Genomic DNA, 14,456 nt, shown 5'->3' with positions numbered 1-14,456 from the left:
CTTACACCTGCTCCCCGGCCAGCGCCGGGGTCCGGATCTGATCTGCCGGATGTGGCGCTTCGGCCTGGGCCGGAGCGCTGGAAATCTGGGCGAGGGAGATGCCCGCGAGCGCGCCCTTTACAGCACCGTTCACGACATTCCAGTGCGGCTTGACCTTGCAGCTGTCCTGCACGCAGCAATCCTGCTTGCCGGCATCGACGCAGGAGGTCAGCGCGATCGGGCCTTCGACGGCCTCGACGATGTCGGCCAGGCTGATCGCCGCGGCGGGCCGTGCCAGGCGGAAGCCCCCGCCGGTGCCGCGCGCGCTCTCGATCAGGCCGGCGCCGGAAAGCTTGCTCACCAGTTTCTGCACCGTGGGCAGCGGCAGGCCGGTATCCTCGGCAAGCGTGGTCGCGTTGAGCCGGCACGTCGCGCCGCAATGGCGCGCCGCTGCGGACATCATCACCACCGCATAGTCGGCAAGGCTCGACAGGCGCACTTCAAATCCCTTGGCCGCCTCGGGCGCAATCGCGCCACGGGCTCAATCGGACAAATTCGTTCCGATTGGGCAAATGGGCTCAACGGCGGCGAAGGTCAACCGATTCGGGGATCACGTCGGGCAGGAAATGGAAGGTCTCGTTGTCGAGCGTCAGCGCCAGCACCGGATCGATGCGTGCGCGCAGCGAGGTCGGGGTGTGGCCGGTGAACTGGCGGACCTCGTTGATCATGTGCGACTGGTCGGAAAAGGGCTCGACCACTTCGTCGACGCTCGCGCCCTGATAGATGCGCATCGCCGCGCCGATCGCCCGGAACTTGCGCTTCAGATGCGCGGGGCTGCCGGCGAAATAGTCCTTGCACAGCCGCTGGACCTGGCGCTCGCCGATGTTCGAGCTCTTGCGGATGCGCGCATAGAGATCGTCGATCGTCGGATCCTTGGTCGCCGCCCATTCGCGCACCGCGCGCAGGAAGACGAGATGCGCGGCCGGCACCGGCTTCACTTCCTGCTGGCGCATGCGGAGCAGCGGCTCGATCGCCGCGATCATCTCCTCCAGCGTCTCCATCTTGTGGAGGCGGTGCCAGAGCAGGCCGGCCTGCTCGCAGAACAGCTTCTCGCCATCGACGATGTGATCGGTGACCTTGTAGGCCGGCAGGCCGATCAGCGCCTTCCAGCCGATCGCGCGCAGCGACACGCCGAAGCACTGGAACGGCCCCTGCATGCGATAGGTCGCGGCGGCCGTGCCCGGGCCGTTGATCATCACCTTCTTGGTGCTCTCGCTATGGCCGTCGGGGAAATGGACCGTGCCGCTGCCCTGGATCAGGAAGCGGAGCTGGCCGAGGTCGACGCGCTCGATCCCCTCGATCTCGCCGCCGTCGTAGCGATAGAGATAATAGGATTCGACATGCGGGATCAGCGCGCCTTCCGCCTTGCGGAATTCGATCTGCGGCCGCGGATCGCGGTCGTTCATGGCGGCCGGTTGGGCCGGTTTCATCCTGGTTGCGCCCCGCATCTCTTGCCCTGTTGATCCGAGATTATCCCCTCCTCGGATTCCTTATTTTCCACGCAAATATACCGCACAGTCGCGGAATAGAAAAGTGGCCCGGTCAGCCTAAGCCAACCGGGCCAAAAGGAAAGGGTTCCCCCATTGAGCGGAAACCCCTCGGGTCGCAGCACTTTCCTAGCCGAGGCCCCGGCATGCGTATTGCAAGGAATCGACATACGCAGCTTTACGGAGAGGAAAAGCGGTGCGAATGGCCGCGTCCATGGCCTATCCGCTCCGTTCCGCGCTGTTCGCGCTCGATGCCGAAAAGGCGCACCGCGCCGCGATCCGCGCGCTGGCGCTGTGGGATTCGATCGGAACCGTTTTTGGATCCGATATGGTTCGATCTCCCATCCATTTGGGAGGATTGACCTTTCCCAACCGAATCGGGCTCGCGGCAGGGCTGGACAAGGATGCCGAGGCGATCCCGGGACTGTTCGCCCTGGGCTTCGGCGCAGTCGAGGTCGGTACGCTGACTCCCCGCCCCCAGCCCGGCAACCCCAAGCCGCGGCTGTTCCGGCTTGCCGAGGACGAGGCGGTGATCAACCGCATGGGCTTCAACAATGGCGGGATCGACGCGGCGCTGGCGCGCATCGCGAAACTGAAGGCGCGCAAGGGCGTGCTCGGCATCAATGTCGGCGCGAACAAGGACAGCGACGACCGGGTGGCGGACTATGCGCTGGGCGTCGGCAAGGCCGCCGCGCATGCCGACTACATCACGATCAACGTCAGCTCGCCCAACACCCCGGGCCTGCGCGACCTCCAGTCTCGCCCGGCACTCGACGAGCTGCTCGCCGCCAGCCATACGGCGCGCGGCAAGGTCCCGCTGTTCCTGAAGGTCGCCCCCGATCTCGACCGTGCCGGGCTGGAGGGCGCGATCCGGGCGGCGCTCGACAACCATGTCGACGCGCTGATCGTCTCGAACACCACCATCTCGCGCCCGCCGCTGCGCTCGGCGCATGCGGGCGAGGCCGGCGGCCTGTCAGGCAAGCCGCTGACCGAGCTGGCGCGCACCAAGCTGGTCGAGGCAGCGGAGATCGCCGCAGGCGCGCTGCCGCTGATCTCGGCGGGCGGGATCGATAGCCCGGACGAAGCGAAGCGCCGGATCGATGCCGGCGCCACACTGGTCCAGGTCTATTCGGCCCTGGTGTTCAAAGGCCCCGGCCTGGCCCGCGCGATCGCCAGGGCGCTTGCCTAGCGCGCCAGCTTCCGCAGGCGGAGCGCCAGGCCGATATAGGCCGCGCCACCGATGATCGCGAGCCAAGCGACCAGCAGCACCAGGCTGAGCGCGCCCGCCGCCGGCCAGCCCAGGATCACCACGCCAAAGGCGATCGAGATCAGCCCGGCGAGGATCAGGAAGATCTCGCCTTCGATCTCCTTGCGCAGCGCGACCGCGCCGGCGACTTCCATCATGCCGGTGACGATCGCCCAGGCAGCGATCAGGAGGAGAAGCACCTGCACAGTGATGCCCGGCCAGATGAAGGTGAGCAGGCCTGCGGCGATCCCGGCCAGGCCGGTCAGCACCAGCCACCAGCGCGGCGTGTCGCCGCTGCGCATGCCCGACATCGCCGCGGCCAGCGCAAAACAGCCATCGACCAGCGCATAGGCGCCCCAGACCAGCGCCAGGGTAAGCAGCGCGAGGCCGGGCCAGAGCAGCGCGAGGAAGCCGAAGGCGATGCCGGCGGCACCGCGCAACGCGAACAGCCACCAGCGCTTGCCAAGCGCGCGCAGCAGCGAAGGAGTTGTGGATGCGAAGCTGGCAGTGTCGGTCATGGCGAGCCCTCCATGGAAGCGCGTGGCCGTCCGGCATGGGCGGATACCCGCGCTTTCCCTGCCCGGGAGATTGCGCCTGGTTATACCCCCAGGCAATCATCCGATTGTATGACGCCCGACGTAGCGTCTTTGCGCTCCGGCCAAAGCCCGCTAGGCCTAGTGCCATGAAGAAGTTGCTTTTGCTGTTCGCCCTCGTCGCCGCGCCGGTTGCGGCTTCCGCCCAGGGCGTAGTCAGCGCGGCGGATTCCCGCGCCGCCGCCGCGGGCACCGAGATCCTCAACGCGGGCGGCAGCGCCACCGACGCGGCGATCGCGACGATGCTCGCGCTGAACGTGGTCGAGCCGCAGAGCGCCGGCATCGGCGGCGGCGCCTTCATCCTCCAGTACGATGTGAAGACCGGCAAGATCGCCACGGTCGACGGGCGCGAGGCCGCGCCGATGGCCGCGACCGACCACTGGTTCTACGCCTCCGACGGCCAGCCGCTAAGCCATATGGCGGCGGTGCCCGGCGGCCGCAGCGTCGGCGTGCCCGGCACGCTGCGCGCCATGGCCCTTGCCCATCAGCGCGGCGGCAAGCTGCCCTGGGCCCGGCTGTTCCAGCCCGCGATCCGGCTTGCCCGCGACGGCTTCGATATCTCCTCGCGGCTCGGCAATGCGCTGCGCAGCTATGGCCCGCATGTCGATGCCGGCGTCCGCGCGATCTTCTACGACGCCGCCGGCAAGCCGATGCCCGCCGGCGCGCATGTCCGCAACACCGCCCAGGCCGATCTGCTCGAGCGCGTCGCCAGGCTCGGCCCCGACAGCTTCTATGTCGGCCCGCAGGCCGAGAAGCTGGTCGCCACGGTCAACAACGCCGCGCGCAACCCGTCGAAGATGACCACCGGTGACCTCGCCTCCTATGCGGCCAAGGATCGCCCGGTGCTGTGCGGCAAGTACCGCGCGTACAAGATCTGCTCGATGGGCCCGCCCTCCTCGGGCGGCGTCACCGTGATGATGATCCTTGCCCAGCTCGAGCGCTTCGACATGGCCAGGCTCGGCAAGGACAATCCCGTCGCCTGGCACCTGTTCGCCGAGAGCTCGCGCCTCGCCTATGCCGACCGCGACATGTATGTCGGCGATCCGGATTATGTGCAGGTGCCGATCGCCGGGCTGCTCGACCGCAGCTACCTCGCCGGTCGCTCGGCGCTGATCAACCCGGACCGCTCGATGGCCGAGGTGAAGGCCGGCCTGCCCGCCGGCGCCCCGAAGCGCATCGCGGTGAAGCCGCAGGAAGTGCCCGGCACCACCTCGCTCTCGGTGGTCGACAAGGCCGGCAACGTCGCCCAGGTGACGACCACGATCGAAGGCGCCTTCGGCTCGGGCCTGTCGGTGGACGGCACGATGCTCAACAACGAGCTCACCGATTTCGACATCGTGCCCGAGAAGGACGGTTATCTGGTCGCCAACCGGGTCGAGGGCGGCAAGCGCCCGCGCAGCTCGATGGCGCCGACCATCGTCTATGGCCCGGATGGCAAGGTTCGCCTGGCGATCGGCGCGGCCGGCGGCTCGACGATCATTGCCCAGGTGGCGAAGGGCATCATCGGCGTGGTCGACTGGAAGCTGTCGGCACAGGACGCGATCGCGCTGGGCCTGCTCTATGCGCCCGGCCCGACCGCCTATGCCGAGAAGGGCACCCAGCTCGACGCGATGCTTCCTGCGCTGCAGGCGCTGGGCGAGAAGGTCCAGTCGGCCCCGCTCGGACTCAAGATGAATGCGGTCGAGCGGGTGAATGGCCGCTGGACCGGCGGCGCCGATCCGCGCAGTGAAGGCGTCGTGATGGACCAACAGGGCCATACGACCGTTATCAGCCGCGTGGGCGCGCAGCCGAACCGGCCGTCGGAATAGTCGGGGCAAGGCGGGACGCTCCAAAGGGGCGCCCGCAATGGGGAGAGAGAATGCGCAGGCTCGAACGGTTCGACAACCTGGTCCAGATGTTCTTCGCGCGGGCGAAGGAAAAGGGCGATGCGCCCTTCCTCTGGCACAAGGCGAATGGGAAGTGGCAGCCGACCAGCTGGGCGGAAGCCGCCCGGCAGGTGGCGAGCCTGTCGGCGGCGCTCACCGCGCTCGGCCTGAAGCGCGGCGACCGGGTGATGCTGGTCTCGGAGAACCGCCCGGAATTCTGCATCAGCGACCTGGCGATCATGGCCGCCGGTTGCGTGACCGTGCCGACCTACACGACCAATACCGAGCGCGACCACCAGCACATCATCGAGAATTCGGGCGCCTGCGCGATCATCGTCTCGAACGGCAAGCTGGCCAAGACGCTGCTGCCGGCAGCGATCCGCGCCTCGACCGCGCGGATGATCATCGGGCTCGAGGACCTGCGCATCAGCCAGCAGGGCAGCCTGGAGTTCCACGACTGGCACGGCCTGATCGCGAAGCACGACACCGATCCGCGCGGGGTGAGCTGCACTTTCCGCCGCGAGGACCTGGCCTGCATCATCTACACCAGCGGCACCGGCGGCTCTCCGCGCGGCGTGATGCAGCATCACGGCGCGATCCTGAGCAATGTCGAGGCGTGCTGCGCGATCATCTCGGAGGATTTCGGCTGGGAGGAAGAAGTGTTCCTCAGCTTCCTGCCGCTCAGCCATGCCTATGAGCATACCGGCGGGCAGTATTTCCCGATCGGGCTCGGCGCGCAGATCTATTATTCCGAAGGGCTGGAGAAGCTCGCCTCGAACATCGAGGAAGTGCGGCCGACGCTGATGGTCGTCGTGCCCCGCCTGTTCGAGGTGCTACGCACCCGCATCGTCAAGCAGGTCGAGAAACAGGGCAATTTCGCCAATTTCCTGCTCGACAAGGCAGTGGCGATCGGCGGCCGCAAGGCGGCGGGCAAATCGGGAATCGGCGACCTGCCGATGAACCTGCTGCTCGGCGCCACGCTCAAGCCGAAGCTCGCGAAGAAGTTCGGCGGGCGGATCAAGGCGATGGTCTCGGGCGGCGCGCCGCTCAACCCCGAGGTCGGCATCTTCTTCCAGAGCCTCGGCATCACGTTCCTGCAAGGGTACGGCCAGACCGAGGCCGCCCCGGTGATCTCGTGCAACCGGCCCAAGGCGGGCCTCAAGATGGACACGGTCGGGCCGCCGCTGGAAGGCGTCGAGGTGCGCATCGCCGATGACGGCGAGATACTGGTGCGCGGCGAGCTGGTCATGCACGGCTATTGGCGCAACGAGGAGGAGACCAGGCGCGTCCTCAAGGACGGCTGGCTCTATACCGGCGACATCGGCCATATCGACGAGAAGGGCCGGATCAAGATCACCGATCGCAAGAAGGACATCATCGTCAACGACAAGGGCGACAATGTCGCGCCCCAGAAGGTCGAGGGCATGCTGACCCTGCAGCCCGAGATCGTCCAGGCGATGATCGCCGGCGACAAGAAGCCCTACATGTCGGCGGTGATCGTCCCCGATCCCGAATGGACCGCCGAATGGTGCGCCCACACCGCCACCAAGTGCGACTTCAAGGAACTGGCCCACGACCCCGACTACAAGGCGGCGCTGGGCGCGGCAGTGGAGCGGGTCAACAAGGACCTGTCGGTGATCGAGCGGGTCCGCAAGTTCATCGTCGCCGACGAGCCGTTCACGATCGAGAACGAGCAGCTGACGCCGTCGCTGAAGATCCGCCGGCATGTGCTGAAGGCAGCATATGGGGAACGGCTGGACGGGCTGTACAAGTAAGACGGCGCTCTCCGCCCCCCAATCGTCATCCCGGCGAAAGCCGGGATCTCGTGCGGCTCCTTCCCTGTGCCTCCGCCTGAGATCCCGGCTTTCGCCGGGATGACGGTGTAATGGCGGGATGACGGTATGAAAAAGGCCGGGGATCGCTCCCCGGCCTTTCCTTTACCCGATAGCCCGAAGCCTCACTTCTTCTCCGGCACCACCTTCAGCGTCCAGTCCTTGTCCGGGCGGAGATACTTCATCGCCAGGCCCTGCACGTCCATCGGCGTCACCCGCGAATAATCGGCGGCGAGCGTCTCGACGCCGGCGATCCGCGCCGGATCATAGGTGCCGCCCTCGACCAGGCGCATCCAGAACATGTTGCCCGAGGACATGCGCAGGATCTGCTGCTTGAGCGGCGTCAGCGCGCGGTTGAGCTCGTCCGCGTCGATCGGCTTGGCAACGAGGTCCGCCGCGATCTTGCGCGACAGCTCGAAGAAGAAGTCGACCTTGTCGGGCGGCACCAGGCCGAGCGCCATGACCTTGCCGCCCGCCGGCAGGCCGAGCGGCCACTGGCTGGCGACCTGGGGCGAATAGCTCACGCCCGCCTGGCTGCGCAGCTGATCGAGCAGCCGGTCGCGGAACACCGCGGCGAGCACCTCGAGCTTGCGGCTCTCGGTGATCCCGCCATTGTCGGTGCCGCCGCCGGTCGGCCAGGCGATCACCGCCGCGGCCTGGTTGGGCTGGCCCTTGTGGGTCAGCGTCACCGGCGTCTCGACATGCGCCGGGAAGACGACCGGCGCGAGCGGCGCCTTGCTCGCCAGGCGCGGCTTCAGCGCGCCGAAGGTGGCGGCCACGGCCTTCACCGTCGCCTCGGCATCCATGTCGCCGAACACCTCGACCTCGATCGGCCCGCTCGCCAGGATCGGCTCCCAGAACTTGCGGAAGCTCGCCGGGGTCGTCCCCTCGATCGTCGCCCGGGGCGGGATGCCCCAGCGCGCATCGCCATTGTGGAGCAGCCGCTCAAGATCGCGGCTCAGCACTGCGTCGGGCGAGGAGGAGAGATTGGCATAGCCGGACAGCGTCGCGACCTTGGCGCGGAGCACCGGATTGGGATCCCAGCCCGGCGCGACGAGCTTGGCGGCGAGCAGCTTGAGCTGGTCGGTCAGGTCGTCCTTGGTGGTCTGCGCCTTCAGCGTGAAGGCGTCGTCGTCCATGTCGAAATCGGCGCCGATCTGGCGGCGGCCGGTCAGCGCGTCGATCTCGTCCTGGCCATATTTGCCGACGCCGCTCGCCATCAGCGCGCCCTCGCCGGCCCAGGCCGGGGTCTGGGCGGTGTGGGACAGGCCCGAAAGCCCGCGGCCGAAGCGCACATTGACATAGACCTTGCCGGTCTCGGACGGGTCCTGGCGCATCAGCATGGTCACGCCATTGGCGAAGACGAGCTTCTCCATGCCGGTGCCGGGCAGGATCTGCTCGCGGGTCGCCACCTTGCCGGGGACGCCGAGCTTGGGCAGCGCGTCGAAGCTGACATTGCCGACCAGCTTGCGCCTGGCGTTCGCCGCGACATTGGCCTCGAGCGCCGAGGCGACCTTGGCGGTGATCGTCGCGTCGGGCGTGTGGAGATTGACCATCGCGCGCGTCGCGGTGCCCTGGAACACCGTCTTCGACGAGGCGAGCACCGTGGCGGGGGTGAACATCTTGCCGTCCACCGCGCCCTTGAAGATCGCGTAGGAGAATTCAGGCGTCGTCACCGTCTCGTTGATGTCCACCGCCTCGGCCAGGTCGTCGGCGAGCTTGGCCCCGGCCTCGACCGGCGCGGTGTTGATCCGCTGCTTCATCGACGATTCGATCTCGGCGACTTCGCGGTCGATCTCGGCCTGGGTCGGCGGGGTCGCCTGGGCATCTGCGATCACTGCGCGCACGTCGCGCAGCGCGGCCTCCCAGTCGTCCCCGACCGGAAGCACCTGCACCGTGGTGATGTTGGCCGAGCGGCCGACGTCGCTCAGGTCCGCGCCGGCGGCGATGAAGGTGCCGCCCGAGCGCGCCCGCGTCTCGAGCCTGCGGTTGATGATGCGGATCGCGACCAGGTCGATCATCCGCTTCTGGTTGAAGATCACCGTGTCGCCATCGACCGTCCAGGGGCGGACGATCGCCATGGTGGTCAGCACCGGCAGCGCCGGCTCGACGATGCTGGCGGCGACCGGCTTGCCTTCCACCGGCTTGCCGAAGTCCGGCGTCGGCACCGCGGGGCCGGTGCCCTTCCAGTCGGAGAAATGCTTGACCACCATCTGCTCGAGCAGCGCCGGATCGACATCGCCGCTGACGATGACGGTGGCGCGCTCGGGGCGGTACCAGCGATCGTGGAAGGCCTGCACGCTCGCCGGCGTCGCGCCGTTCAGCGTCTCGACCGTGCCGATCGGCTCGCGCTGCGACAGCGGCTGGCCGGCGAACATCAGGTCGAGCATCGCGTCCTGCAGGCGGACCTGCGGCCCTGGCTGCTCGCGCTGCTCGGCCAGCACCACCGGGCGCTCGGAATCGAGGATCTTCTGGGTGATGTCCGGGCCGGACATCATGCCCGCCAGGATCTTGAAGCTCTCGTCGAGCCCGGCCGGCGTCGCATTGGGCAGGTCGAGCTTGTAGGTGGTCGCGGTGAAGGTCGTGCTCGCGTTCGAGTCGGAGCCGAAGGTCACGCCGAGCCGCTGCCAGATCCGCTTCGATTCGCCATCGGGCACGTGCACCGATCCGCGGAAGGAGAGGTGCTCGAGCAGGTGCGCGAAGCCCCGCTCGCTGTCCTGCTCCATCAGCGAGCCGACATCCATGCGCACGCGCACCGAGACCTGGCCCGGCGGCACGCCGTTCTTGCGCACGGCATAGCGCAGGCCGTTGGGCAGCCGGCCGAACTTCCACGCATCGTCATGGACGAGGTCGCTCTTCTCGTAGAGCCACGGGTCCTTCGCGGTCTGGACCGGGCGCCCCACCGTCTGCGTGTCGGGCACGCCCGGGGGGTTGGTATTCTGCTGGGCCTGGGCCGGCAGCACCGGGGCGAGCGAGGCAAGGGCGAGGAGCGCGAGAGGCGCACGCAGGAAAGAGTGCATAGAGGTCCATCTAGGAGCGAAGCGCCGGGCATGCCAGCGCGAACCTTTCCCCCGGATGTACGTGGTGTTGAGAATGTGCGGCGCACGGGCGGCCTGACCATCTCCCTCTCCCCTTGTGGGAGAGGGAGGGAGCCGACGAAGTCGGCGGAAGGGTGAGGGGGACAGGGTGTTGGTCTCAGCCCCCTCATCCTTCCCACTCGCTGCGCGAGCGGGCCCCTTCCTTCTCCCACAGGGGGAGAAGGAGTTCGGATACATTACCCCTGCGTCACGAACCCGCCCTTGTGCGCCGCGGCAGGGCCATGTTTTCGACCCATGCGCCGCTTATCCAGCCAAGATGCGGGCGCGACTCGCGGACGAACAGGTGACGAACCCAGCAAGGTCAGGTGCAGTGAAGGTCGAGCCGAGCGCGCGGGGCAGCGCAATGTGGCGGGACGCGGGCGAAGTCGAAGCGGCGGAAGCGCGCGAGATGATTCCCGATCTCACGGTCATGTCGGGGGCAGTGATGCCCGACGCGCCTTTGCGCGCCGAGCGCGACCGCCCCTTCCTGATCAAATATGGCAAATATCTGCGCGGCACCTTCGACCGGTTCATCGCCCGCTTCTCGCTGGTCTCGACCGAGCCGGTGCTCGACGTGCGCGACTTTGCCTGGACCGAGGCGCTGCGCGCCAACTGGCAGGCGATCCGCGCCGAGGCGATCGCCGCCGCGCTCGACAATCGCGCGCCTTCGCTCGCCCAGGTCTCGCCCGACCACCGCGCGATCGCGCCGGCGAACAAGTGGCGCAGCTATTTCCTCTATGGCTATGGCTATCTGGTGCAGGAGAATCTCGATCGCTGCCCGGTGACCACCCGGCTGGTCGAGGCGATCCCCGGCCTCAACAGCGCCTTCTTCTCGATCCTCGCGCCCGGCACCCATATCCCGGCGCATCGCGGCGTCACCAAGGGGCTGATCACCTGCCATCTTGGCCTGGTCGTGCCGCGCGACGGCGATGCCCGCATGCGCCTCGACGATCGCATCCTGCGCTGGTCCGAGGGAGAGACTTTGGTGTTCGACGACACCTATGATCACGAGGTATGGAACGACACCAGCGGCACCCGCGTCGTGCTGCTCATCCAGTTCCGCCGCCCGCTGCGCCAGCCGGGCCGCTGGTTCGTCGACAAGTTCCTCGCCTGGATCCGCCATTCGGCCTTCGTCCAGGATGCCCGCGCGAATCTGACCCGGTGGAACCAGGTGGGCAATACGTCCAATTGATAGACCGGGCCGCCACACCCACATGCGCCGCAACCAAGGAGTTGCCGACATGGCTAGCGAACGCACCAGGGCCTGGACCGAATTTCGCCGGATGATCTTCTGGATCGCGCTTGCCGGCGTGGTGATGGTCGCAGGCGCGCTCTGGTATCTCTCGCTCTACGACGCGCTCTACCCGTCGGCGATCGCGGCGACGATCGGCGGCGTGTTCATCTCCACCCTGCTCGGCTGCGGCCTGTTCGCCGCCGCCTTCTTCAGCGACAAGAGCGGCCATGACCAGAGCGTGAGCGACGCGACTTCGCATGAGGACGCACAGTAATAATCGTCACCCCGGCCTTGTGCCGGGGTCCACGGTGCCGCGCATCCTATGGCAAAGGCTCGAACCCCAGCGCCACCGCTAGGTCATCCCAATGCGGGTTGTCGCGCTCGATAATGTTGAGTTTCCAATCCCACTTCCATCGCTTGATGGATTTCTCGCGGCATATCGCGGTCTCCATCTCCTGATGCATCTCGTAGAAGACCAGCCGATAGGTGCGATGCTCCGCCACGAAACCCTTCGTGATGCCGTTGCGGTGCTGGTAGATACGCCCAAGCAGATCGGACGTGACGCCGGTATAGAGCGTGCCGTTCCGCGTACTCGCCAGGATGTAGACGCAAGGTTGCCGCTCCCGCCCCATGCTTGAAGCTTGCCGGGCAGTGGACCCCGGCACAAGGCCGGGGTGACGGATAGTTGGTCGGCCCTCACACCAGGAAACCTTTCGTTTCCCCCTCCCCGCTTGATCCCCGCCCTCCGAGCGCCCAAATGGCGGCTATGCTGATCGAGACCGAAGCCACGCCCAATCCGGCGACCCTGAAGTTCCTGCCCGGCCGTACCGTGATGGACGCCGGCACCCGTGACTTCGCCTCGCCCGAGGAGGCCGAGGCCTCGCCGCTCGCCACTGCCCTGTTCACCCTGGGCGACGTGACCGGCGTGTTCTTCGGCCGCGACTTCATTTCGGTCACCATCGCCCCCGGTTCCGATTGGCGCGACGTGAAGCCCGACGTGCTCGGCATCCTGCTCGACCATTTCGCTGCGAACATGCCGCTGTTCCATGCCGCCGCCGCCGGGTTCAGCGTCCCCGCCGAGAGCGCCGACTTCGGCGACAATCCCGAAGACGCCGAGATCGTCGCGCAGATCAAGGAACTGATCGAGACGCGCGTGCGTCCCGCCGTCGCCAATGACGGCGGCGACATCGTCTATCGCGGCTTTGACGCCGGCAAGGTCTATCTCCAGATGCAGGGCGCCTGTTCGGGCTGCCCGAGCTCGACCGCCACGCTCAAGAACGGCATCGAGCAGTTGCTGAAATACTACGTCCCCGAAGTCACTGAAGTCCGGGCCGTCTGAGCCCACACGCCCACGAAAGGACTATCTCAATGGCCACTCCGCTCGACGACGCGGCGCTGGACAAGCTGTTCCGTACCGCGCGTTCCTACAATGGCTACACCGATGCCCCGGTGACCGAGGCGGACATCCGCGCCATCTACGAGCTCACCAAGATGGGCCCGACCTCGGCGAACAACCAGGCCGCCCGACTCGTCTGGCTGACCACCGACGAAGCAAAGGAAAAGCTCGCCCAGTTCGCCAGCGCCGCCAATGCCGACAAGATCCGCAAGGCGCCCGCCACCGTGATCATCGGCATGGACCTGGCGTTCAACGAGCAGCTGCCCTGGCTCTTCCCGCACGCGCCGACCGCCAAGGACTGGTTCCCGACCGAGGAAGCCCGCTACACCACGGCCTTCCGCAACTCGTCGCTGCAGGGCGCATACCTACTGCTAGCCGCCCGCGCGCTCGGCTTCGATACCGGCCCGATGTCGGGTTTCGACAACGCCAAGGTTGACGAAGCGTTTTTTGCAGACCAGCCCAATGTGAAGTCCAACTTCATTTCCACGCTGGGACATGGCGACCCTTCCTCCATCTTCGATCGACTCCCCCGCCCCGAATTCGAGCGGTTCAATCGCGTCCTCTGATCTGACTCTCGTCATCGAGACCGCGACCGCAGCCTGCTCGGTCGCCTTGCTCGACGGAACGACGGTGATCGCCGCGGCCCATGAAGTGGTGGGCCGCGGCCATGCCGAGCGGCTGGTGCCGATGATCGCCGCGCTGCCCGGCCAGGGCCGCGCGGCGCGCATCCTGGTCGATGTCGGCCCCGGCAGCTTCACCGGCGTGCGCGTCGGCCTGGCCGCCGCGCTCGGCCTGTCGATCGGCTGGGGCGCGGAGGTTCGCGGCTATTCGTCGCTCGCGCTGCTCGCTGCGTCCGGCTTTGCCGGCAATGCGGACATGCCACAGCTTGCCGTGGTGCTCGAAGGCGGGCACGGTGAGGTGTTCATGCAGGCGTTCCATTCCCAGCCTTTCGGGGAGGACGGGCCGTTCCGCTCGCTCGTTCCCGCCGCCGCGCTCGAGGCACTGGCCGGCCGCCCGGCCTTCGGCAGCGGCGTGCGCCATCTCGCCCCGCTGGCCGAGGGGCTGGACCTGCGCGAGACCCTGCCCTCCGCCGCCGACGCCCGGCTGCTCGCTCCGGGCTTCACCACGCTTCCCGCCCGCCCGATCTACGGCCGCGCGCCCGACGCCAAGACCCTGGCCGAGCGAGGGCTGGCGTGAGCGGTACGGTCAACCTGGTCGAGCTGCGCGAAGGCGGCTCGCAGGACCTCTACAACGTCAACATCATCATGCAGGACGCGTTCGACGCGCGCTATGGCGAGGCGTGGACCAGCGCCCAGTGCCTGGGCATGCTCTCGCTGCCCGGCGTCTGGCTGGTGATCGCCAGCATCGACGGGCAGGATGTCGGCTTCGCGCTGGCCCGGGTCACGCTCGATGAGGCCGAGCTGCTGCTCCTCGCCACCCGCCCTGCCGCCCGCCGCCGCGGTGTCGCCGGCGCGCTGCTTCGCGCCGTCATCGAAGAAGCGCGCGGCCGCGGCGTGGCGCGCATCCATCTTGAGGTTCGTTCAGGAAACGATGCCGTATGGCTCTACCGTCGCGAAGGCTTCGAAAAGGTCGGCGAGCGTCGGGATTACTATCGGGGACGTAGCGGGCAATTGTTCGACGCGCATACTTATGCACGCGACATCAAGGACCTGGACTGAGACTTACG

At 67.5% G+C, this 14,456-nt stretch carries 14 protein-coding genes; 9 read left to right on the top strand and 5 right to left on the bottom strand.

Going from position 1 to position 14,456, the window contains the following annotated elements; genetic code table 11:
* Window position 1: 1 nt before the first annotated feature.
* Together J2W22_RS06980 and J2W22_RS06975 are read right to left on the bottom strand one after the other, a co-directional pair.
* The gene (locus J2W22_RS06980; protein ID WP_307117525.1) at window positions 2–478 is read right to left on the bottom strand and encodes an SUF system Fe-S cluster assembly regulator; all 477 of its coding nucleotides are present in this window, start codon (window positions 476–478) and stop codon (window positions 2–4) included.
* A 79-nt stretch (window positions 479–557) separates the two neighbouring features.
* Window positions 558–1,445, bottom strand: coding sequence for a helix-turn-helix domain-containing protein (locus J2W22_RS06975; RefSeq protein WP_307117524.1), 888 nt, complete (start codon window positions 1,443–1,445; stop codon window positions 558–560).
* A 283-nt stretch (window positions 1,446–1,728) separates the two neighbouring features.
* Between J2W22_RS06975 and J2W22_RS06970 the strand changes: the two genes are divergently transcribed.
* A complete protein-coding gene (locus J2W22_RS06970; RefSeq protein ID WP_307117523.1) occupies window positions 1,729–2,715 on the top strand; it encodes a quinone-dependent dihydroorotate dehydrogenase in 987 nt (328 codons plus the stop codon).
* Here J2W22_RS06970 and J2W22_RS06965 read toward each other — a convergent pair.
* Entirely contained in the window at window positions 2,712–3,290 is a 579-nt protein-coding gene (locus tag J2W22_RS06965) for an HdeD family acid-resistance protein (RefSeq protein WP_307117522.1), read from the bottom strand. The genes J2W22_RS06970 and J2W22_RS06965 overlap by 4 nt on opposite strands.
* A gap of 164 nt (window positions 3,291–3,454) precedes the next feature.
* Here J2W22_RS06965 and ggt point away from each other — a divergent pair, with 164 nt between their 5' ends.
* Both ggt and J2W22_RS06955 read left to right on the top strand, forming a co-directional pair.
* On the top strand, window positions 3,455–5,173 hold the full coding sequence (gene ggt / locus J2W22_RS06960; RefSeq protein WP_307117521.1) for a gamma-glutamyltransferase: 1,719 nt from the start codon (window positions 3,455–3,457) through the stop codon (window positions 5,171–5,173).
* Between the two features lie 50 nt (window positions 5,174–5,223).
* A complete protein-coding gene (locus tag J2W22_RS06955) occupies window positions 5,224–7,005 on the top strand; it encodes an AMP-dependent synthetase/ligase (protein ID WP_307117520.1) in 1,782 nt (593 codons plus the stop codon).
* Between the two features lie 182 nt (window positions 7,006–7,187).
* On the opposite strand, the gene J2W22_RS06950 is transcribed toward J2W22_RS06955, so the two are convergent.
* Window positions 7,188–10,082 (bottom strand): M16 family metallopeptidase, encoded by a 2,895-nt coding sequence (locus J2W22_RS06950; protein WP_307117519.1) that lies wholly within the window; start codon window positions 10,080–10,082, stop codon window positions 7,188–7,190.
* Between the two features lie 421 nt (window positions 10,083–10,503).
* Between J2W22_RS06950 and J2W22_RS06945 the strand changes: the two genes are divergently transcribed.
* Together J2W22_RS06945 and J2W22_RS06940 are read left to right on the top strand one after the other, a co-directional pair.
* Window positions 10,504–11,331, top strand: coding sequence for an aspartyl/asparaginyl beta-hydroxylase domain-containing protein (locus J2W22_RS06945; protein WP_307117518.1), 828 nt, complete (start codon window positions 10,504–10,506; stop codon window positions 11,329–11,331).
* Between the two features lie 49 nt (window positions 11,332–11,380).
* On the top strand, window positions 11,381–11,647 hold the full coding sequence (locus J2W22_RS06940; protein WP_307117517.1) for a hypothetical protein: 267 nt from the start codon (window positions 11,381–11,383) through the stop codon (window positions 11,645–11,647).
* A 46-nt stretch (window positions 11,648–11,693) separates the two neighbouring features.
* Here J2W22_RS06940 and J2W22_RS06935 read toward each other — a convergent pair whose 3' ends face one another.
* Window positions 11,694–12,005, bottom strand: a complete 312-nt coding sequence (locus J2W22_RS06935) for a GIY-YIG nuclease family protein (protein ID WP_307117516.1) — start codon at window positions 12,003–12,005, stop codon at window positions 11,694–11,696.
* A gap of 134 nt (window positions 12,006–12,139) precedes the next feature.
* Between J2W22_RS06935 and J2W22_RS06930 the strand changes: the two genes are divergently transcribed.
* Genes J2W22_RS06930 through rimI form a run of 4 tightly spaced genes read left to right on the top strand, consistent with a single transcriptional unit; the run spans window position 12,140 to window position 14,448 of the window.
* Window positions 12,140–12,712 carry a NifU family protein gene (locus tag J2W22_RS06930; protein WP_307118006.1) on the top strand — a complete coding sequence of 191 codons (573 nt, stop codon included), beginning with the start codon at window positions 12,140–12,142 and terminating at the stop codon, window positions 12,710–12,712.
* A 29-nt stretch (window positions 12,713–12,741) separates the two neighbouring features.
* On the top strand, window positions 12,742–13,335 hold the full coding sequence (locus J2W22_RS06925; protein ID WP_307117515.1) for a malonic semialdehyde reductase: 594 nt from the start codon (window positions 12,742–12,744) through the stop codon (window positions 13,333–13,335).
* A gap of 1 nt (window position 13,336) precedes the next feature.
* Window positions 13,337–13,966 (top strand): tRNA (adenosine(37)-N6)-threonylcarbamoyltransferase complex dimerization subunit type 1 TsaB, encoded by a 630-nt coding sequence (gene tsaB / locus J2W22_RS06920; RefSeq protein ID WP_307118005.1) that lies wholly within the window; start codon window positions 13,337–13,339, stop codon window positions 13,964–13,966.
* Window positions 13,963–14,448, top strand: coding sequence for a ribosomal protein S18-alanine N-acetyltransferase (gene rimI / locus J2W22_RS06915; RefSeq protein ID WP_307117514.1), 486 nt, complete (start codon window positions 13,963–13,965; stop codon window positions 14,446–14,448). Before tsaB ends, rimI begins: the two co-directional genes overlap by 4 nt.
* The last annotated feature ends 8 nt before the right edge of the window (window positions 14,449–14,456 follow it).

This window comes from Sphingomonas kyeonggiensis, assembly GCF_030812785.1.
Lineage (GTDB): Bacteria > Pseudomonadota > Alphaproteobacteria > Sphingomonadales > Sphingomonadaceae > Sphingomonas > Sphingomonas kyeonggiensis_B.
This window is presented reverse-complemented; position numbering and strand designations above follow the sequence as displayed.

Bases quoted from the DNA above. Each gene is read 5' to 3' on its own strand.
- J2W22_RS06930 (WP_307118006.1), top strand. From the start codon at position 12,140: ATGCTGATCGAGACCGAAGCCACGCCCAATCCGGCGACCCTGAAGTTC.
- J2W22_RS06950 (WP_307117519.1), bottom strand. From the start codon at position 10,082: ATGCACTCTTTCCTGCGTGCGCCTCTCGCGCTCCTCGCCCTTGCCTCG.
- J2W22_RS06970 (WP_307117523.1), top strand. From the start codon at position 1,729: ATGGCCGCGTCCATGGCCTATCCGCTCCGTTCCGCGCTGTTCGCGCTC.
- J2W22_RS06940 (WP_307117517.1), top strand. From the start codon at position 11,381: ATGGCTAGCGAACGCACCAGGGCCTGGACCGAATTTCGCCGGATGATC.
- J2W22_RS06975 (WP_307117524.1), bottom strand. From the start codon at position 1,445: ATGAACGACCGCGATCCGCGGCCGCAGATCGAATTCCGCAAGGCGGAA.
- J2W22_RS06965 (WP_307117522.1), bottom strand. From the start codon at position 3,290: ATGACCGACACTGCCAGCTTCGCATCCACAACTCCTTCGCTGCTGCGC.
- J2W22_RS06925 (WP_307117515.1), top strand. From the start codon at position 12,742: ATGGCCACTCCGCTCGACGACGCGGCGCTGGACAAGCTGTTCCGTACC.
- J2W22_RS06955 (WP_307117520.1), top strand. From the start codon at position 5,224: ATGCGCAGGCTCGAACGGTTCGACAACCTGGTCCAGATGTTCTTCGCG.
- J2W22_RS06935 (WP_307117516.1), bottom strand. From the start codon at position 12,005: ATGGGGCGGGAGCGGCAACCTTGCGTCTACATCCTGGCGAGTACGCGG.
- J2W22_RS06945 (WP_307117518.1), top strand. From the start codon at position 10,504: ATGTGGCGGGACGCGGGCGAAGTCGAAGCGGCGGAAGCGCGCGAGATG.
- ggt (WP_307117521.1), top strand. From the start codon at position 3,455: ATGAAGAAGTTGCTTTTGCTGTTCGCCCTCGTCGCCGCGCCGGTTGCG.